Here is a 20,016-nt window from a genome sequence, read left to right as displayed (position 1 = left end):
TGGCGGGCCGGTCCGAGCCGTTGCCGCCCATCGATCGCGGCCCTCCGGACCTCGTCATAGATCTCACTGCCAGCGCAACGGGGCAAGACGCGCCAGTCCTGAGGCTCGAATTTTGCGGTCGCAACAGCTTTCCAGCCGGCGTTGCCGCAATGTTGGCGAGCGGACAATTGCCTGAACTTGGCGCTCGCCTCGATGGCGTTGTCGTAGCCCAGGCTAGACCGATGCTGGCAGACAGGCTGTGGCTATCTCGAAGCTGCAACGACCTGCTCGCCGGTGCCATGTCGCTGATCATGCAAACCGTCGCCCGCTTCTTTGCGGGCAAGCTTGTGCCGGTAAGCGACAACCCGGTGCCGATCCTGAAGAACGACAGTTTTGTTCGACACTATGTGCCCTTTTTCGGCAGGGCCTTGATCGATCGCGCCGTGCAAAAAATCAGGCGGGGACGACGCCCCTTCTATTGGCAGGTTGCCTATCGGGTGATCGACGGACCAGGCATCGCCGAAACCGGGCAACTCGACGGCAAACCGTTCACAGTCCTGCCGGACGATGGCCAACGCTTCTATGCCGACCCGTTCGTCTTCGAGGTCGACCGCCGCCATCATCTGTTTGTCGAGGAATTTCCCTACGCGACGAGTCGCGGCGTGATTTCCGTCGCCGAGCTCGGTGACGATGGCACTTTCGGTGTTCCAAGGGTTGTATTGGAGGAAGCGCACCACCTGTCGTATCCACAGGTGTTCGCACACGATGGCGAGATTTTCATGATCCCCGAAAGTGGTTCGGCTCGCGAACTTGTGCTCTATCGCGCCGCGCAGTTCCCCGACCGCTGGGTCCGCGACACGGTGCTGATGACGGACAGGGATTTCAACGACGCGACTCTGCTCGAATCCGACGGTCGCTTCTGGCTGGTTGGAACGGAGCGGTTCGGCTGCGGCAGCGCGTCGGACACGATGGCGGTCTATTGCGCAACCTCGCTGCGCGGGCCATGGGTCGTCCATCCGCTCAATCCCATTGCCGTCGATCATTCGGCCACCCGGCCGGGCGGCGCCTTTATCCGCCAGGACGATGCCCTGGTGCTGCCGGTGCAGAACGGATCGAGGGCCTATGGCGGTGGTCTGGGGCTGATGCGGCTTGAGCGACTCGACGCGTCCGATGTCCGTTTTGCCTCGCCCCGGCCGATCGGCGCGGGTCCGGCATGGGCACGCACGGGCATTCATACGCTTAACCGCGCCGGCAATGTCGAGGTCGTGGACAGCGCGGGCTGACTGAAGCGCTGAAAGCCGTGACCGTCCCGTTGCGAGGCCTGCTTATTTGTTCTCCGTGGCAATGTGAGGAAGCGGTGTGTTTCTCGTCTTCCTTTTGCCGTTCAGGGTCTGAAGAATCGGCTTTTCGATCATCTGGTAAATCACCAGACTGACGAGGCAGGCTGCCACGATGCTGACCACCGACACCAACAATACCGTTGTCGGATGCTCGTATCCGACGGTGCGTCTGGCTAGGTACGCCACAGCGCCGATCACGAAGATATGCGACAGGTAAAGCGCGTAGGAAGCGTCGCCCAACTGCTCAAGAAGGCTCCAGTGCTTGAGTTTCGGCTCCAGAATGAGGCTGAGATGAAGCAGGCCCGCCGCCCACATTGCTTGTCCCGCGAAGCTGATCTGACCCAAGAGCGGCGTACCGTCATCGACGAATGAAAGCACCCCGCCCGCAGCGGTCATTACGCCGAATATCCAAGCATGGCGTATGTCGGAAGTGAAATCACCGTCCAAATAGCGCCGCCCTATCCACATACCGATGACGAATGCCACCGGAGAAGGGTTGAGATAGAACTGGATAACAGGGTTGGTGGGAGCCAGCCACAGCCCGGCTATCCACATCGCAATGAAAAAGACCGTCAGCACAAATACGCGCGAGGTCACGGACAGGAATGCGAACACCGCAAAAGCGATATAGAAAAATACCTCGTAATTGAGCGTCCAGCCGAGTGAGAGGATTGGACTGGCGCTATCCCGTCCAGGCGCTTCGTGAACAATGAAGAGGAGCGACTGAAGATAGTGGGGCCACGTAAAGACGGTCTTCTGGAAGAGACTTGGCGCGAGCGCCGCCAGAACCGCGGCGAGGCTGGTGAAAAGCCAGTAAAGGGGGATGATCCGGATTGCTCGGCGTTTCAGGAAGGTGGCAGCGGAAAACGGACCATCTCCCGTAATATGGACCATTATGAAACCGCTGATGACAAAGAACAGAACGACGCCCAGGCGGCCCGCCGTCACAATAATCAGATTGTCCACGCCAATCTGATAGGAAAAGGCGTGTGCGAACAGAACCAGCAAGGCGGCGCAGGCGCGAAGATACTGAATCGAATAGAACTTCTTCACCTTGATCTCCTGCGCTTTGCCGGCGCCTGATGCCATTGTGCCGTCCACAGGCAGCGCGTCGGGCGCCGTGCAAAGCATCGCCATCAATACGACCGGCCAATTAAGTGTGGGTTACCGACTTCATGAAATAGCCCATGCCGGGCATCGCCACTGTTAAGATCGGGTTATCCATATTCCTTTACGTTCTTGCAGGAAAATGTACCCGGGGGTGCGTTCGTCCCCTGCCATCTCAATCGCAAGCCGCAACGCTGGTCAGATAATCGTGAGTGTCACCCCCACAGAGCAACAGTTCGTGACCGCGCAGGCCAGCCGCCAAGACGCCCTCACACTCCTGTTCTTTCTCCTCGCGGCCTTCGCTTTCCTGCTCCGCTCGACCATCTCTCCGCAATTGATGAATATGGTGATGTCCTATTCGACGGAGGGGGGGTCGTTTCCCGAAAAGCTGCATATGGGGACCTATGCCATCTTTCTGCTGCTTGTCGTCATCGCCACGACCCGGCCAATTCGGCTCGAAGGCGATGAAGTCAGGCTGTTCAAGGCGACATTGTTATATTCGCTGCTGCTGTTGTGGCTGGTGCCTTATCTCTTCGTGATAGGCCGTGCCGGCTCGGCCGGCTTCATAATCGATTCCTATCTGGTCTCTTGTGCCGCGGCGATGATCATGCTTGCCCTGGGTGACCATGTGCGCAGGGCGCTTGGCAATGTCATCGTCGGCATGATTGTCCTCAGCGCCATCATCGGAACGATCGAGGCCGTCACCCAGCATCGATTCCTGCCCTATCCCCTCGTTGAGCTGGACTTTCGGCCGATCGGACTGTCGGCCCATCCGCTGGCGCTGGGCGCGCTTTGCACCACCGCCATAGGTTTCGTTGCATTGACGCGGTGGCGTATCTGGGTGTGCGCGCTTTGCATCTTCATTCTCTTCATCGGCACGGCCGCTTCGGGCGCGCGCACCGCCCTGCTGCTCGCTTGCGGCGAGATCCTGTTCCTGCTCGTGTTCCTGCCTTGGCCGGACTTGTCACCCAGACATCAACGCCAGGCCAAACTCCTGGTGCTGATGCTGACGCTGGCCGGTGGCGCCATACTGATTGCGATACTCTTTTCGGCGGGGCTGCTGAACCGCTTCAGCAATACGCTCTTTGATCAAAATTACGATGCGCGCGTCAAGATCTACGATGTATTCAAGTTCGTTGAATGGAGGGACATCCTGCTTGGCATGAATCCCAACGAGTTGTTGAAGATCGTCAACGAAAAGCTCAACCTCCCCTTCATCGAAAGCACGCCGGTCGTTCTTACGCTTTTGTTTGGCCTGCCGATCGCCTTGCTCTTCGCGTTTGCTTTCTTCCGGTTCCTTTTCAAGCTCCTGCGCAATACGCCTCGGGCCGCCCATATCGCAGCGGCCGCGTCCATCCTCGCGGCATTGTCAAACAATGCCCTTTCTTCGAAGGCGCCGGATATCATGCTGCTCGTCATCTTGTTGCTCGCTTATCGAAAGCCGGATGGGCGCCAAACCGGCACGCCCCTTCAAGGCCAACCAGCATCAACAGCGACATGACGCCAAGCCCGCTCCTTGCGGGTGCCCTCGCGACGACCTCTTGTATTTCCATTTGAAACGCCTGCACGCTTTGCCAGGCTACGACGGGCGTGGCAGAATACCGACCAAGGGTGGATAGATCGCTGTTCCGGAACGCGCCTGACACGCCTGGAAAATGAAATGTTAACGATGTTTCCGTAAAGCAGGCTGTGCGTATTGAATATTAAAGGGTTAGCATGATGTCCGCCGCTTCCGGTCCTCCTCCAGCCGCGGCCGCCGCCGGCATTAGCCCCTATGAACGGATCGAAAATGCGCGGCGCGCCAGCAGGCCAAAGCCGCAACAAACCGCGCCGATCATGGCACATGCGGCGGCACCCGCTGTAACGTCGGCCCCTGTAACGTCGGCCCCTGTAACGTCGGCCCCTGTGTCGCCTGCACCCGTGGCGCCGCCTGTAGCCGAGCCCGTCACGACGGTGACGCTCAACAAGATCGGAACCTTTCTCGAACTCGATTTCGGGCGTCTGTTTGTCTGGCTGCGCGCCGGCCTCGCTCTGGTATGCCTGCTGGCAATAGCCGGCGGGATCATCGGCGGTGCCTACGCTCTGCTGAGCAAGCAGCGCTACACCGTGACCACGGACATCCTCATCAATCCCGCCAATCTTCAGGTTGTTCCGAACGATCTTTACCCGCAATCGGCCCAGGTCGATGGACAGCTGCTCAGCGCGCGCAGCAAAGAGCGCATCTTGACCTCGGGCAGCGTGCTTTCACGTGTTGTAGACGATCTTGACCTGGCCAGTGACCCGGAGTTCTTCGACGCGGACCGTAGCCGCACAGGGACGGACGGCGCCAAACCCGATCCAAAGCTTACCGCCCTGAAGAACCTGGCGGAACGGGTTGGCAGCATCGCGGATGAAAAGTCGTTTGTCACGACCTTGATGGTATCGGCGGAAACCCCCGCCAAGGCGATCCTGATTTCGCAGGATATCGTCAAGACTTTCCAGGAAGAGCTGGCCAGCGCCGAGGCTTCCGGCGCCAGCCGTGCCGCGGCGGCGCTGGACGGGCGGCTGGGCCAGCTCAAGAGCGATGTGCAGGCGGCCGAAGAGAAGGTCGAAGCCTATAGGCGCAGCCACAATCTGGCCACCAGCAATGGGCAGCTTGTTTCCTCGCAAACCATGACCCAGCTCAACGGCCAGATCGTGGAGACGCAATCGCGCGTCATCGCCGCGCAGGCAAGTTACGACGCCCTGCTTGCCGCCGGCGCAAACGGCACCAATTCCGGTCCCGCCACGTCGGAGGCGCTTGTGGCGCTGCGCGCAACGGCCAACGGCCTGCGCCAGCAGATCGATTCGCAGTCGATGACCTTTGGCCCCCGTCATCCGTCGATCGTCAGGCTGAAGACGGAGTACAACACGGTCAGCGCGCAACTCAGCGCCGAATACGCGCGCACCCTGCGCCTGGCGAAGGTCAATCTCGATGCCGCCAAAACCTCGTCGGCCTCCCTCAATGCCAAGATGAATGACTTGAAGGGCAACGTGTTCTCGGATAGCGATTCCGAGGTCGCCTTGCGTGAGCTTGAACGTGACGCCGCGTCGAAGACGGCTATCTATGAGAGCTTCCTGTCGCGGGCACGCCAGATAACCGAGCGCGAACAGATCGACAGCACCAATGTGCAGGTGATTTCCACCGCAGTGCCGCCAAAGGGCCGTTCATGGCCCCCGCGCACCGTCGTGATGATCGGCCTGGGGGCCATTGGCGGCATGATCCTCGGCATGTTGCTCGCCATTACCCTGGGTATCGTGCGCGACATGCGGCTTCCGCCGAACCGCCCGGATGTCATTGCCAGCCGCGCCTGAAATGGCGAAGCGGATTGTCTTTCACATTGCCAGCCTCAGGGGCGGCGGCGCCGAGCGTGTGTTCGTCCTGATAGCGAACGAGCTGGCATCGCGCGGCCACAACGTCACGCTTTTTACCTGGAACGCGCAGGGGCCCAATGCCGCCCTGCTTTCGCCTGCCGTGCATCTGGTCGATTTCGGCCTCCCCATTCGCGGCGAGGGTTATGGCAAGTGGGCGACATTGAAAGGCATCGTGCGAAGCGCGGGCCTGCTTGGCCGCCTTTCTCCCGACGCGATCTACAGCGCCCCGGAATTCGCCAATCTGGTCGTGGCGCTGGCGCTTTCCCTCGCGCGAAGCAGGGCGCGGTTCTTCCCGAGTTTCCACGCCGCCGCCTCACTGCCTTCCGGCAGCCTTGGCGCGAAAATGGCGGTCTGGCTTTCGGCCCTGGTTGCGGCCCGCGCCACCAGGGCCATCGCGGTTTCTGAGGGTGTCGGCGGCGATCTTGTGGCCCGAGGCTTCCCGAAATCCAAGGTCGTGGTCATCAACAACCCGCTGCCGCCGGTTGCGGCATCCCAGCAACGCGCCTACGCCTGGCAGGCAGAGCTCGCGGCGATGGGCGACGGCCCCATCATCATCACCGCCGGACGCCTGGTGCCCGTTAAGGATCATTGGACGTTGCTGCGGGCCTTCGCTGTGCTGCGCGCCGGGCGCCGGGCCCGGCTTGTCATCTTCGGCGAGGGTCCGCTGGCCGACGAGTTGCGCGCCTATGCCGAAGAATCCGGTATCGGCGCAGACGTTCTGTTTGCGGGCTATGTCAATGATCCGGCGGCCTGCTACGCCGTAGCTGACTTGTTCGTCCTATCATCGACCAGCGAGGGCTTCGGCAATGTTCTGGTCGAGGCCATGGCAGCGGGGATTCCGGTGGTCTCCACGGACGCGCCGCACGGCCCGCGCGAAATACTTGATGACGGCCGCTTCGGCGCCCTGGTGCCGGTCGGCGATGCCGCGGCCCTGGCAGTGGCGATGGCCGGAATGCTCGACCAGCCGACAACCGCCGCGATCCTGAAAAGCAGGGCGGCGGATTTCGAAATTGAAAAGATCGGAGACCGGTACGAGGCGTTGCTCTGAATTAGCGCATGGATCGGCTTGCGGCGGCACAGGAATCCGCCATTGATGGGACAGGACGCCGCCAACATAGGCCGGTTACTCCCAATCCAATCATGATCTTTAACATCAATTTACCCGGAGTTGGTAACAACAGGGAACCCGCGTTTTATCCTCAGGATAGGGATTTTCCTTGCCGCAGCATCACAGCCTTCCTGCCGGCCGTGCAAACGATCGCAATTGGCCGCGATTGCACCGCTTCATGCGGGTTGAGCTGGAACTCGCGCCTGACGTCCTGGTGCCGCGAGCCGAAACGGAACTGCTTGGCCGGACGGCCGCGGCCATTCTTGGCGAACAGGCGCACGAAACGATCCTGATCGACATGTGCTGCGGCAGCGGCAATCTTGCCGTGGGCATCGTCAGCGAATGTCCTCGGGCTCGGGCATGGGCGGCGGACCTGACCGACAGCACGGTTTCGCTTGCCCGCCGCAATGTTGTGCGCCTCGCCCTGCAGGACAGGATCAAGGTCCGGCAAGGCGACCTATTTGCCGCGATCGAGGGTGACGGCCTCCACGGCGCTGCCGACATGGTTTTGTGCAACCCGCCCTATATTTCGTCGTCCCGTCTCGATAGCGAAAGCGCGCATCTGTTGGAGAACGAACCTCGGGAAGCTTTCGACGGCGGCCCTTACGGTATTTCGATCCTCCAAAGGCTGGTCCGGGATGCCGCAGCTTTCCTCAAGCCAGGCGGATGGCTGCTGTTTGAGTTCGGCGAAGGTCAAGATCGGCAGATAGCAACCCTTTTATCGAGAACGAAATCCTACGAAACCCCAACCTTTGCCGTGACGGCCGACGGCCAGCCCCGTGTCGCCATGGCGCGCAAACATGGTGGCCGGGTTCCCGGAACCGGGAGCCCGGCGTGAGCGTCGTCCGCGCCCTCGATCAGGCCGACCTTGCGGCCGTCGCGGGCATGTTTCAACGCATGCTGCGCAAGAAGCGGGGGCCAGCGCCGGCCTCCCTCGTCGATTACATGAGGCGGTTTTATCTGGACGCACCCGACTGGGGCAGCGGGCTCCGTTCGCTTGTCCATGTCAATGACGCCGGCCAGGTTTCCGGGTTCGTCGGCGTTCATGCGCTGCCGATGAAATTCAACGGCCGGCAGCTCTACGCTGCCATCTGCAGTTCGCTGATGGTCGAGGATCACGAGACCGATCCGATGGCCGGTGCCCGCCTGTTGAAGGCCTTCCTCGATGGTCCGCAGGACATCTCCTTCAGCGAAACCGCCAATGATACGTCCGTGAAACTGTGGACGCGGCTTCGCGGCGTTGTGCTGCCGCAATACAGCCTTGACTGGGTTCGCGTGATGCGGCCGGCGACCTTCATGCTCAGCCTTTTTGCCAATCACATGAAGCTTGCCTGGATGTTCAACCCGCTCGCCCGGATCGTCGACCGGCTCTACCTTCGCAAAATGAAGGGCAGTCAACGACGCTGGACCGGCGTCGTCGCCAACGCATCGAGCCGGGGGGCATTTCGGACCTCCGAGATCGACAGCGGCAGCTTTGCGGGGCTGCTGGAGCCGCTTTGCGCCCAATTTCCGCTACGTCCGCAGTGGGCGGAAGGTCAGCTCAACCATATTCTGGGCGATGCGGCGCAAAAGCCGGATTTCGGAGAGCTTGTCTACGTGTCGGTGGCATCGCCGAACGGCGCCAATGTCGGCGCTTTCGCCTATTACGCGCGACCGGACGGGATCGGCCGCGTGCTGCAGGTCCTCGCTCTTCCCGGCCAGGCCGGGCCGGTGATCGATTGCCTGGTCGAGCATGCCGCCCGGCGCGGTGTCTCCGGCTTGCGCGGCCGCGTCCAGCCCGCGCTTCTGGACGCCATGCTTGTAAGACGCATAGCCTTCATACCGGTCGCCTCGACCGTCGTGCATTCACGCGATCCCGAGCTTCTCGATGCCATGAAGAACGCGCAGGTCTTTCTGAACGGGCTTGCGGGCGAGCAGTGGAGCCAGTTGATCGGCGGCCGCTTCACCTGAAGCGTTCCGCCTACAGCAATTCCAGGAAAGGGTGCGCGGCTTTCCGTCCGGAATTGCGTAAAGACAAGAGCTTAGTATTTCTTTCATGCATGTCGTATCGCAAGACCGGATCACTTTTGCTCGATATGCATAGGTCAGGAGCCGACTTCGTCCACGCCGTCAACGAGCTGCGGGCGCAGGTGCAGATAGCGCGTTGCCTTTCGCTTGGCGGCGATGTCGGCCCAGACGCGTTCGATCTGTGAGGCGGTCAATCCCGCCGCTTGCCCTACCACCTCGGCGGACACGCCGTTGTTGAGGCCGTAGAGACACAGATCCATCCGATCGTAAGGCAGGGAGAAGTAGAATTCTTCCTGCGTCTGCGCCAGCGAGTAGGTGTCGGTGGTCGGCGGCCGGTTGCGGACCTCTTCCGGAATGCCGAGATAGGCGGCTAGCGCATAGACCTGCGTCTTGTAGAGATGCGCGATCGGCTTGACGTCGGCGGCGCCGTCGCCGTTCTTGACGAAGAACCCCTGATCGTATTCCAGCCGGTTCGGTGTGCCGAGCACGGCGAAGTTCAGCCGGTCGGCATGATAATATTCGATCTGCTTGCGGGTGCGCTGCTTCATGTTGGTGGCGGCAACGATGCCGAGATAGACCGTCACCGGCATCCGCAGTTTCGTCTGCTTGCCTTGCGGGTCCTGCACCACCAGCGAGGAGATGTTGTAGCCCTCGCCTTCGAGCACGTTCGCGATCACGATCTTTGAGGCCCAGCCCTTGCCATAGTCCGGGACCATTTCGCGGATGAAGGCGTCGCGGCGTTCATAGCAGCCCATTGCCCGCAGGGTCGGCCCGATATCCTCCACAACGGCCTCGACGCCGAAAGTGTCGGCGACCAGATGGCCGAGTCGCAGGCTTTCGGGGTCGGAATCGCTTTCCGGCATGAGCACGCACAGCACATTCTGGTGGCCGACGGCACGCGCGGCCAATGCAGCCGAAACGCTGGAATCTATACCGCCCGAAAGACCGAGCACGAGGCCGCGCTTGCGAATGCCGCGCAACTGCTCGCGCAGGGCCGCCACGATCCTGTCCGTTTCGGCGGCGGGATCGATGACCAGGGCTTGCGTGAAGGCCGGCGCATCCTGGGTTGAGCCGATGTTCATTGCTCGGCCTCCATCATCTCAGCCGCGAGCCGGCGGCTGACCTTGCCCGACTCCGTCTTCGGTAATTCGCTGCGGAACTCTATGATTTTGGGGACCATGAAATCCTCCAGGTGCCGCGCGCAGTGACGAATGATGTCCTTTCCGCCAAGCGCCGGATCGGACCGCACGACGAGCGCGCCAATCGCATGCCCCAGCACCGGATCCGGCACGCCGACGACCACCGCTTCCGCGATACCTGGATGGGCGTGGAGCACTGCCTCCACTTCCTTGGGGGCGACCTTCTCGCCACGCGTCTTGATGATATCGTCCTTACGCCCGACAAAATAGAGAAAGCCGTCCTCGTCGGTCTGGAACAGGTCGCCCGTATAGAGCACCTTTTCCCAAGGGTTAGGCCCCGGCCGGAGCGCTCGTTCCGTCGCGGCCTGGTTGCGCCAATAGCCCTGCATGACGTGCGGACCGCGGATAACGAGCTCACCTGCCACGCCCGCCGGCACGCGTTGTCCAAGGTCGTCGACGACAAAGGCTTCCGTGTTGGGGATGGCTATGCCGACCGACCCTGGCCGGCGGTCAAGTTCCTCGGGTGGCAAATAGGTGCAGCGCTTGCATTCGGTCAGCCCATACATCGAATAGATCCGGACGCCGGGCAGCAGCGAGCGCAGGCGTTCTATGTGGGCTGGCGGCAAGGCGGCCGCGGTGTTGGAAATATAGCGGAGGCTGGGCAGGAAACCCGGCGCCAGATCACGCATCTGCAGGATCATCGCCGCCATGGTAGGCACCAGCGGAAGGCCGGTGACGCCCTCTTTGCGGATGCGTTCGAAGATCTCGTGCGGGAAGGCGAAGGACTTCTCGAGCACCAGCGTGGCCCCGAGCCTGACTGCCATCAGCAACTGATAGAGGCCATAGTCGAAGGCAAGCGGGAGGACGTTCAGGATGATGTCGTCCGGCGCGTTGCGCAGATAGGTGGCGATCGACCCCGCGGCAGCGTCGCAATTGCGATGCGTCATCATCACACCCTTGGGCCGGCCGGTCGAACCTGACGTGTAGATCAGCATCGCAAGGTCGACGTCGATGCCGCGATGGTTCACCTCCGCGCCATCGAACGTCAGGCAGTCAGTCAGGGACGCGGCCCCTGCCGGGCATTGCCCATCGGCCCCAGGGGTGGAAGCCACGAAGATGCCGGTCTTGCCTTGCGATGCGCAGGCTTCGGTGACCACGGGCACCAGCTTCGCCTGCGTCAGGACCGCCCTGGCGTCGCAATCGGCGATGACGTAACCGAGCTTGTCGGCCTTTGTGGAGGGGTTGATCGGACTGAAGGTCGCACCTGCCTTGAGTGCGGCAAAGATCGATACGGCGGCCTCCCAGCAATTGTCCATGAAGATCAGAACGCGGTCGTCGCGCCTGATCCCATTCATGAAGAGAGCGGTGGCCAGCCGGCTCGAAAGGTCGTCGAGTTCTTCGTAGCTCAGCCTTTTGCCCCTGGTGACCAATGCCGTCTTGGCCGGGTGGGCAGCAGCCTTCGCCACCAGAAAATGCTCGATCCGCACGGGACGTTCCTCGCCGTTGGCGCTTACGCTGCCAGCGTTTGTGCTCTCGCCTCGATGAAGGACGAGATGCGGTCAAGCGAGTCCAGGTTGGTCGGAACGATGTCGGCATCCACCATCGCGATGCCGAAATTGTCCTCGATGAAGGCCACCAGCTCAAGCACCGCAGTCGAGTCGATAATGTCGTTCTCGATCAGCGAGGCTGAATCCGACAGTTTGTAGGAGGTGTCGCCGAACAGGAAGTTGTCGACGATAAAGCTTCTGACCCTGTCCTTGATTGCCGTCATCGTGTCTTTCCTTTTCCTCGCCGTCTCAGGCCGCTCTTGCCGCGCCGACCGCTTGGCCGGCGAAATTCTTCTGCCACAGCTGCGTCGACAGAATGCCGACGAAGGCGGCGTTGTCGCGAAATCCGGTCGCGGTCTCCATGCGGCATTTCTCGTGGAGCTTGGCCACCGCCTTGGCGTTGAACAGGCCGCCGGCGGTAATGCTCGCCTCGCCCAGGCAGTCACGAACATAGTCTAGTTCCTCCGCCCCGACGAAGGAGCGGGCCTCCGGGGCGCGGTAAGGTTGCTTGGTGCGTTTGCCGATCGTCGCCGGAAGGTGGTGCCTGGCCACCTTGCGCAATATGTGCTTCTCCATCAAGCCTTGCAGTTTCATCTCCGGCGGAAGTCTTGCCGCGAACTCTACCACGCGATGATCCAGGAAAGGAAACCGCCCTTCGATGCCGTGCGCCATGGCCATCCGATCGCCTTGGCTGGAGAGGATGTAGCCGGGCAGGAGGAAGCGGGTTTCGAGATACTGCGCCTGATGCAGTGGATGCCATAGGGAAAACGCCTCGGGCAGGCGGCTGGTCAGCTCTTCAGCCGCGTCATAGCCCTTCAACGTCGCACGCAGATCGCCGGAAAAGAAGATTTTCGCCGCCGCCGTGGTCTTGAAGCGTGGCCGATGCGAGAACAGCGGATCGTCGAGGGCAGCGTTGCTGGTGCCGAAGAAGGCAGCCAGATACTCCACCGATTGCTGTTGCAGGCCCGGCAGATACGGGTAAAGCCGGCGGAACAGCTGCGGCCTTATGCGCGATGTGGGCTGCCGCCCGCAGAACCGGCGGACACGCGCCTCCTTGAAGACGTCGTAGCCGGCGAAGACCTCGTCGGCGCCTTCACCCGTCAGCACCACCTTCAGGCCGGCCTGGCGAACCAGGGCGGACAATTTGTAGAGTGGCGCTGGCGCCGTGCGGATGATCGGCCGCTCGGCAAAGCGGATGACCTCAGGAAAGACGCTGGCGATATCGCGGGCGCCGCATTCTATGGCGTGGTGGCGCGTGCCGAGCGCCGAGGCCATTTCGATCTGAAAGGCGCTTTCGTCATGCTCGGCGCTGTCGAAGGTTACGGAAAATGTCTCCAGTCTCCGAGGAGTCATGCCGGCGGCAAGCGCCGAAACGAGCGACGAATCGAGCCCTCCGGAAAGATAGGAACCGACCGGCACGTCGGCCCGCATGCGAAGCCTCACCGCATCGGTCAGAAGGGCTTGCAACTCCTCTGCCGCGTGGTCCTCGTTCGTGATCTTCGACGGCTCATCACGATGCGGATAGTCCAGGTGCCAGTACCGCTTGACCGTGACCTGCCCCTGCGTCGCAATCATCACACTTGCCGGTTCCAACTCGTGGATATTGCGGAACGCCGTGCGCGGAGCGATCGGCGCCCACAGCGTAAAGATCTGGTCCAGCGCAATCGGATCAATTTCAGCGGAGACGCCCGGGACCTTCAGCAGGGCTTTGATCTCCGAGGCAAAGTAAAGCACCCCGTCCTTGCTTGTGTAGAACAGCGGCCGGACACCCATCCGGTCTCGTGCAAGCACCATTCGTCGCTGCCGATTGTCCCATATCGCCAAGGCGAAATCACCGTTCAGGAGAGACAAGCAGTCTTCGCCCATCTCCTCATAGAGCTGAAGGATGACCTCTGTGTCGCTCGACGTCCGAAAGTGCCGGCCCTTGGCGATCAGCCCTTCGCGCAGTTCTATGTAGTTGAAAATCTCGCCGTTGAACGCAATCGTCAAATTGCCGGCCTCGTCGGACATCGGTTGCTGGCCATCGCCGATGCCGATCACCGACAGCCGCGCATGCCCGAGCCCGGCATCGGGTGCTACGAATTTCCCTTGCTCATCCGGCCCACGATGGGCAATTGCGGCTACCATGTGCGTGAGCAAAGCTTCCGCATCCCGGATTGACCCGAAATAACCCCCGAATCCACACATCCCTTGAACTCATATTGAACGCTAAGGTGCGGAACATAACCTCGATAGTGGCATCTGGGGTTAATCCGATAATTTCACCGAGCATGTGGTTAACAAGAAGTTTGCCACGATGTGGTCTTGGTGGCTAGGACGCGATGGCTCTCCATCACCTCGCGCTTGCGGCCGTAATAGCCGGAACGATAGCCCAGGCGCTCCGACGTGGCGAACCGCCTGGATACAAACGGACCGCGCGCAACGTGCTGGCGATCTTAAGGCAAATTCAACCGCAGGCTGCCGAGCTGACTATTATTGCGGTAGGTTTTTCAACGGTTGCAATGGCTTAGCGTTTTCCGACACGCCCTAGGCGCGAACGGACCAGAGCGTTTCCAAAAAAGTGTGACACGGTTTTCTCTGCAGAAGCGCGCGGCGCTTCTCAAGCAATTTGCCTCGAAATCAGGAGATGACGGGGGTTTCAACGTGTCTGTGGAACGGTTGATCGCTCTAGGCCTTTTGTCCGGGTTGGCATGGCCGGACACGGGCGGCTAAGGCTGGAAATGTGATTGCACGTCTTCGCTGCCGGGGGGCTGGCCGGAGGACGAGGAGGATGGCGCTGAATTTCGAATATATCGCCGGCCATCCGGCGCTGCACCGTCATGTCGAGGCGCAGTCGAAGGCGCTGCTGCATATCTATGAAACGAGCCCACGCCTGGCCGCCGTGTTCGCCACGCAACAGCGCTGGTTGCTGGCTCACACCGGCCTAGCCCTGCATTTCGCCCGCGACCCGCGCGATCCCCGCACGGAACTGACACTGGCCCGCTTCATCGATGCCGTGCTTCACTATTCCGTCGCTAGCCGCAACACGGCCGAAGCCTTCATCAAGGAGATGCTGCACTATCACATCATCGAATACCTGCCGCACACCGGTGACGGACGAGCCCATCCCTTTCAGGTGACGGCAGCGACGCTGAAGGAATTCGATGGCTGGGTGGTTGCGCATCTGCGCACGCTCGACGGTCTCGACGGCGGCGACCGCCTCGCCGCGTTTCTCAAGCAGCACGGCATGATTGCCAGGCTGCAGCCGCTGGTGGCGGAAGGCCTGCTCTCCTCCAACCCTGTGCGTGAGCCCAAGCAGACGTTTTCGCTGTTCATCTGGCTCAACAATGGCGGCATCGTCATGGATTGGCTGATGTCCGGCATCGATCCCGACAATGCCGGCCTCGACCGGATCCCGACCAGCGTGGTTTCGATCGGCGAATTCGCCAGTTGGCTAAAACTCTCGCGCACCCATCTTGCGCGCAAATTGCGCGACGCCGAAAAGCTCGGCAGCGTCGGCTGGCTGGGCCGGCGCGGGCATTCGGTGATGTGGGTGTCGAACAGCTTCTACCAGGAATACATGACCGTCCAGGCCGCCAAGCTTGCCGTTATCGATGCCGCGTTCGAAGCCTGCCGACCGGCGTCGCCGCACGCTGGCTGAACGTTCGGCGCAGACGCTGTTGCGCAGCCGATCGTGCCGACCGCGAGGACCCGTCCGGGCGCATGGCCGAGGTGGCCTTTCCGCCGTCGGGATACGGACATCTGGACAGCGGGGGCGAAGCCTGAAAGCGGAACGATCCGCGCGAGCGGCAGCGATCCGCCCGACGGGTTCGGGTGGATCAACTGGTCAAAAGCCGGGCGCAGCATCTCAATCGATGTCGAATGACACGCCCTGCGCCAGCGGCAGCGCCTTGGAATAGTTCACCGTGTTGGTGGCGCGGCGCATATAGGCCTTCCAGGCATCGGAGCCGCTCTCGCGGCCGCCGCCGGTTTCCTTCTCGCCGCCGAACGCGCCGCCGATCTCGGCGCCCGACGTGCCGATGTTGACGTTGGCGATGCCGCAATCCGAACCATCGACGCCGAGGAAGCGCTCGGATTCCTGCAGGTCGCGGGTGAAGATCGACGACGACAGTCCGGCGCCGACCGCATTGTGCTCGTCGAGCACGGCATCGAAATCGGAGTACTTCATTACATAGAGGATCGGCGCGAAGGTTTCTTCGGTGACGGGAGCCACCTGCTTCGGCATTTCGACCAGCGCCGGATGCACGTAATAGGCATCGGGATGGCCATTCTCGACCCGCGAACCGCCGGTCAGCTTGCCGCCGTGAGCGGTGGCTTCCTTGAGCGCCTTTTGCATGGCGTCGAACGCCGCCTTGTCGATCAGCGGCCCGACGAGCGAAGACGTCTCCAGCGGGTTGCCGACCGAGACGCTCTCATAGGCCTTCTTCAGCCGCGGCAGCAGCGTGTCATAGACGCTGTCATGCACGAACAGGCGCCGCAGCGTCGTGCAGCGCTGGCCCGCGGTGCCCATGGCGCCAAAGGCGATGGCGCGCAGCGCCATGTCGAGATCGGCGGTCGGGCAGACGATGCCGGCATTGTTGCCGCCGAGCTCGAGCACGGCGCGGGCAAAGCGCTTGGCCAGCCGCGGGCCGACATCCCGGCCCATGCGGGTCGAGCCGGTGGCCGAAACCAGCGCCACCTTCGGGTGGTCGACCAGGATCTCGCCGACGGAGCGGTCGCCAATCAGCACCGGTGCCAGGCCATGCGGCGCATCTGCGCCGAAGCGCTTGACCGCGCCGGCAAAAATCGCCTCGCAGGCGAGCGCCGTCAGCGGCGTCTTTTCCGAGGGCTTCCACACCACGGCGTCGCCGCAGACCAGCGCGAGCGCCGCGTTCCACGACCACACCGCGACCGGGAAGTTGAAGGCCGAAATGACGCCGACGACGCCGAGCGGATGCCAGGTCTCCATCATGCGATGTCCCGGACGCTCGGTGGCGATGGTTAGACCGTAGAGCTGGCGGGAAAGGCCGACGGCGAAATCGCAGATGTCGATCATTTCCTGAACTTCGCCGAGGCCTTCCGACGGGATCTTGCCGACCTCGATCGACACCAGCCGGCCAAGCTCGGTTTTGTGCGCGCGCAACTCCTCGCCGAGCAGCCGCACCAGTTCGCCGCGTCGGGGACCCGGCACCATCCGCCAGGCCTGGAACGCCGTGTGCGCGGCATCGATGGTCTTGGCCGCATCGGCCGGCGAAATCGTCTTCAGCGCCGCGATCTGTTCACCCGTCACCGGACTGCGCACGACGAGGTCGCCGCCGGTCAGCGCGTCCTTGGCCACACCCAGTTTCGCCAGAAGTTCGGCCGTTTCCTTCGCTATCGTCATTTTTGTCCCTTTCAGATCCGCTCGCCATCATAGGGCGGCGGTCGAGCCTTGGCGCCATTGTCGCCCGCATGCCGCAAGCGCTGTCATGGCGTGCCATTACTCGTTTCAGGGGAAAATCGCCACCCCGGCATGGTCCAAGCCGAGATTGCACGATTGAGCCAGAGGAGGAACAGGCTTAGTGCGCTGTCTTCGCCGGCGCCTTCACGGCTCCGTCTCGCATCAGCCGGTCGATATGCATGCGGATATGGGCGGCTTCCGCTGCCGTGTTGGCCAACGCAATGGCGCGATCGAAGGCGACACGCGCCTCTTCGCCACGGCCGAGCTGCATCAACAGACCGCCCTTGAGGCCGAAGAAGTGGAAATAGCCGGACAGCCTCTCGCCAAGCGGCTCGATCATGGCAAGGGCAGCTTCCGGCCCGCGCACCTTGGCGACCGCAACCGCGCGGTTCAGCGTCACCACCGGCGAAGGTTGCATCGCCTCCAGCAGGCTGTAGAGCAGGTCGATCTCTGTCCAGTCGGTCTCCTCGGGGGTTGCCGCCCGCGCATGAAGGGCGGCGATCGCCGCCTGCACCTGGTAGGGTCCGGGCTTCTGGTGGCGCAGGGCCTTGTCGACCAGCGCCAGGCCTTCGTCGATCATCTTGCGGCTCCACAGCGAGCGGTCCTGGTCGTCGAGCAGCACGATCTCGCCGTTCTCGTCGAAGCGGGCCGGCGCGCGCGCATGCTGCAGCAAAAGCAATGCCGTCAGACCCATGATCTCCGGCTCGGTCTGGAACAGCCGCAGCAACAGGCGCGCCAGCCGGATCGCTTCCTCGCAAAGCGGCGCACGCGCCGGCGCCTCGCCGCTGTTGGTGGAATAACCTTCGTTGAAGATCAGATAGACCATGGCGGCAACGGCGGCGAGCCGCTCCGAGCGCTCGACCGCGCCGGGCGTCTCGAACGGCACGCCGGCATCGGCAATGCGCGCCTTGGCGCGCGTGATACGCTGTTCCATGGCGCTTTCGCCGACCAGGAACGCACGCGCGATCTGCTTGACGGTGAGACCGGAGACGATGCGCAGCGCCACCGCGATCTGCTGCGTAGGCGGCAGATCCGGATGGCAGCAGATGAACAAGAGCCGCAATATGTCGTCGCGGTAGTGCGCGCCGTCCAGCCGTTCGGCGATATCGCTCTCGGCATCTTCCAAGTCCGAGATCTGGTCCTCTTCCGGCATCGGCGCCTGCTTGGCGCGCTTGCGCACCGCGTCGATGCCGGTGTTGCGGCCGACAAAGATCAGCCAGGCCGCAGGATCGCGCGGCGGCCCGTTCTGCGGCCAGTTCTTGAGTGCCCTCAGGCACGCGTCCTGGAAAGCTTCCTCCGCCGTATCGAGATTGCGGAAATAGCGCAGCAGCGCACCCATAGCCTGCGGGCGGGCAGCGCTGATCGCCGAGCTTATCCAGGCGAGGTCTGTCATGTGGCTACTCTGGTTGGGTTGAAGACGGAAACCGGTCGGATCTCATAGGATCCGCCGCTGGGATTGACCTCGGAAAGCTCGCGCGCGAAGTCGACGGCTTCGTCGAGATCGGCGCATTCCAGCGTGTAGAAGCCGAGGAACTGTTCCTTGGTCTCGGCAAACGGGCCGTCGATGACGACCGATTCGCCCTTGACCTTGCGCAGCGTCGTCGCGGCGGTGGTGGGCAAAAGCCGCGCCACCGGCCCAAGCCGGCCGGCTTGAGCGTATTTTTCCTGCACATGCATGAGCTTTGCCATGACCTCGTCATCCTGTGCCTTGCTCCAGGAGGAGACGACATCTTCGGAGGCATAGCAGAGGATAGCGTAGAGCATGGGACGTCCTTTTCTGTCTCAAAGGACGAAACAGTAGGGCCTATGCCGACATGGCGTCGACAAAAAAGTTACGCCATTTTTGTCAGCCTTCGCTTGCCTTCAACCATCTCAGCACAAGAGCCTCTTCATCATCGAGACCGTCTATCGATCGCTTGCGCTTGTTGGCCTCGGTCATTTCGCTAAGCAGCCGCCCTTCCACCCAGGCTTCGAAAACCTGTGGATGGATGTAGCATTTGCGGCAGACGGCGCGTGTGTTGCCGAGCCGCTCGGCCACCTTGTCGATGACGGCGTTCATTACACGCTTGGTCTGCGCCTGGCTTTCGGGAAGATCCGTCCGCGCAAACAGCGACGCGGCATGGATGGTGCCGCCCCAGGTGCGGAAATGCTTGGAGCTGAAATTGGCGCCGATCGCGTCGCGGATATAGCGGTTGACATCGTCGGAACGCACCCCATGCCTCTCGCCGTCCTCGTCGAGATATTGGAACAGTTGCTGCCCCGGAATATCCTGCGCGCCGCGCACGACCCGGGCGATGCGGCGGTCGACCAGCTTCAATTTCCATTCCTTGCCGGACTTGCCCTTGAAGGCAAAGCGCAGGCTGGATCCCTTGATGTCGACGTGGCGGTCGCGCAGCGTCGTCAGCCCAAAGCTCTTGTTGTCGCGGGCATAGGCGGCATTGCCGACCCGGATCATCGTGTTGTCGAGCAGCCAGACAATTGCCGCCACGACGCGCTCGGCCGGCAGGCCGCGGCGGCGCAGATCGGCATCGATCCGGCGGCGAAGCTCCGGCAGGCTTTCGGCAAAGGCGACAAGGCTGGAGTATTTGGCGCCGTCGCGCTCGGCGGCCCACAGCGGATGGTAGCGGTACTGTTTGCGCCCGCGCTGGTCGCGGCCGGTCGCCTGGATGTGGCCGGCGGGATCGGGCGAGATCCACACATCCGTCCATGCCGGCGGAATGGCCAGCGCCTTGATGCGGGCAATGGCTGCCGCGCCGACGGCCTGTCCTTTCGCGCCCTTGTAGGAAAAGCCTTCGCCCGCCTTCAGGCGCCGGATCCCCGGCTCGCTGTCGCTGATATAGGTGAGCGAGGCCTGTTCGGCAGCGGTCTGCGCGCCGTTCTTCGGCGCTCCATCGTCCCCCTGTCCGGCAGCCGACCGGCCGGATGGCGTCCCAGATTTGTCCAGCATGCCCGCTCCACGAGATTTTCTCGTAGATAA

At 62.2% G+C, this 20,016-nt stretch carries 16 protein-coding genes; 7 read left to right on the top strand and 9 right to left on the bottom strand.

The window, feature by feature from the left end; translation table 11 throughout:
• Nucleotides 1–221 precede the first annotated feature (221 nt).
• Entirely contained in the window at nucleotides 222–1,262 is a 1,041-nt protein-coding gene (locus tag NKL04_RS31985) for a glucosamine inositolphosphorylceramide transferase family protein (RefSeq protein WP_245271338.1), read from the top strand.
• Nucleotides 1,263–1,304: 42 nt separating this feature from the next.
• Here NKL04_RS31985 and NKL04_RS31980 read toward each other — a convergent pair whose 3' ends face one another.
• Nucleotides 1,305–2,408 (bottom strand): acyltransferase family protein, encoded by a 1,104-nt coding sequence (locus NKL04_RS31980; protein WP_198024378.1) that lies wholly within the window; start codon nucleotides 2,406–2,408, stop codon nucleotides 1,305–1,307.
• Nucleotides 2,409–2,664: 256 nt separating this feature from the next.
• Between NKL04_RS31980 and NKL04_RS31975 the strand changes: the two genes are divergently transcribed.
• From NKL04_RS31975 to NKL04_RS31955, 5 genes are all read left to right on the top strand, one after another.
• Nucleotides 2,665–3,927 carry a VpsF family polysaccharide biosynthesis protein gene (locus tag NKL04_RS31975; protein ID WP_023699736.1) on the top strand — a complete coding sequence of 421 codons (1,263 nt, stop codon included), beginning with the start codon at nucleotides 2,665–2,667 and terminating at the stop codon, nucleotides 3,925–3,927.
• Between the two features lie 218 nt (nucleotides 3,928–4,145).
• On the top strand, nucleotides 4,146–5,759 hold the full coding sequence (locus NKL04_RS31970) for a GumC family protein (protein WP_031196492.1): 1,614 nt from the start codon (nucleotides 4,146–4,148) through the stop codon (nucleotides 5,757–5,759).
• A 1-nt stretch (nucleotide 5,760) separates the two neighbouring features.
• Entirely contained in the window at nucleotides 5,761–6,867 is a 1,107-nt protein-coding gene (locus NKL04_RS31965) for a glycosyltransferase (RefSeq protein WP_031208998.1), read from the top strand.
• A gap of 169 nt (nucleotides 6,868–7,036) precedes the next feature.
• Nucleotides 7,037–7,765, top strand: a complete 729-nt coding sequence (locus NKL04_RS31960; RefSeq protein ID WP_023696869.1) for a N5-glutamine methyltransferase family protein — start codon at nucleotides 7,037–7,039, stop codon at nucleotides 7,763–7,765.
• Nucleotides 7,762–8,877, top strand: coding sequence for a hypothetical protein (locus NKL04_RS31955; RefSeq protein ID WP_023696870.1), 1,116 nt, complete (start codon nucleotides 7,762–7,764; stop codon nucleotides 8,875–8,877). Before NKL04_RS31960 ends, NKL04_RS31955 begins: the two co-directional genes overlap by 4 nt.
• A 134-nt stretch (nucleotides 8,878–9,011) precedes the next feature.
• On the opposite strand, the gene nadE is transcribed toward NKL04_RS31955, so the two are convergent.
• The 4 genes from nadE to asnB are packed head-to-tail and all read right to left on the bottom strand — an operon-like array spanning nucleotide 9,012 to nucleotide 13,807.
• The gene (nadE, locus tag NKL04_RS31950; RefSeq protein WP_023696871.1) at nucleotides 9,012–10,016 is read right to left on the bottom strand and encodes an NAD(+) synthase; all 1,005 of its coding nucleotides are present in this window, start codon (nucleotides 10,014–10,016) and stop codon (nucleotides 9,012–9,014) included.
• On the bottom strand, nucleotides 10,013–11,560 hold the full coding sequence (locus NKL04_RS31945) for a class I adenylate-forming enzyme family protein (RefSeq protein ID WP_023686310.1): 1,548 nt from the start codon (nucleotides 11,558–11,560) through the stop codon (nucleotides 10,013–10,015). The genes nadE and NKL04_RS31945 overlap by 4 nt, the downstream gene beginning before the upstream one ends.
• A 23-nt stretch (nucleotides 11,561–11,583) precedes the next feature.
• Entirely contained in the window at nucleotides 11,584–11,844 is a 261-nt protein-coding gene (locus NKL04_RS31940) for an acyl carrier protein (protein WP_023686311.1), read from the bottom strand.
• A 25-nt stretch (nucleotides 11,845–11,869) separates the two neighbouring features.
• Nucleotides 11,870–13,807 carry an asparagine synthase (glutamine-hydrolyzing) gene (asnB, locus tag NKL04_RS31935; protein WP_023699738.1) on the bottom strand — a complete coding sequence of 646 codons (1,938 nt, stop codon included), beginning with the start codon at nucleotides 13,805–13,807 and terminating at the stop codon, nucleotides 11,870–11,872.
• Between the two features lie 583 nt (nucleotides 13,808–14,390).
• Here asnB and NKL04_RS31930 point away from each other — a divergent pair.
• Entirely contained in the window at nucleotides 14,391–15,260 is an 870-nt protein-coding gene (locus NKL04_RS31930; RefSeq protein WP_023691700.1) for a hypothetical protein, read from the top strand.
• Between the two features lie 207 nt (nucleotides 15,261–15,467).
• On the opposite strand, the gene amaB is transcribed toward NKL04_RS31930, so the two are convergent.
• From amaB to NKL04_RS31910, 4 genes are all read right to left on the bottom strand, one after another.
• Nucleotides 15,468–16,982 (bottom strand): L-piperidine-6-carboxylate dehydrogenase, encoded by a 1,515-nt coding sequence (amaB, locus tag NKL04_RS31925; RefSeq protein ID WP_023691701.1) that lies wholly within the window; start codon nucleotides 16,980–16,982, stop codon nucleotides 15,468–15,470.
• Nucleotides 16,983–17,157: 175 nt separating this feature from the next.
• On the bottom strand, nucleotides 17,158–18,432 hold the full coding sequence (locus tag NKL04_RS31920) for an RNA polymerase sigma factor (RefSeq protein ID WP_023707663.1): 1,275 nt from the start codon (nucleotides 18,430–18,432) through the stop codon (nucleotides 17,158–17,160).
• Nucleotides 18,429–18,803: a YciI family protein gene (locus tag NKL04_RS31915; protein WP_023671781.1), complete on the bottom strand. Its 375-nt coding sequence runs from the start codon at nucleotides 18,801–18,803 to the stop codon at nucleotides 18,429–18,431. The genes NKL04_RS31920 and NKL04_RS31915 overlap by 4 nt, the downstream gene beginning before the upstream one ends.
• A gap of 82 nt (nucleotides 18,804–18,885) precedes the next feature.
• Nucleotides 18,886–19,986 (bottom strand): DNA topoisomerase IB, encoded by a 1,101-nt coding sequence (locus NKL04_RS31910; RefSeq protein WP_023699740.1) that lies wholly within the window; start codon nucleotides 19,984–19,986, stop codon nucleotides 18,886–18,888.
• Between the last annotated feature and the right edge of the window lie 30 nt (nucleotides 19,987–20,016).

It is taken from the genome of Mesorhizobium sp. C264A, from assembly GCF_040324515.1.
Classification (GTDB): Bacteria; Pseudomonadota; Alphaproteobacteria; order Rhizobiales; family Rhizobiaceae; genus Mesorhizobium.
The sequence above is the reverse complement of the archived record's forward strand: the minus strand, read 5'-3'. Positions and strand labels throughout refer to the sequence as shown.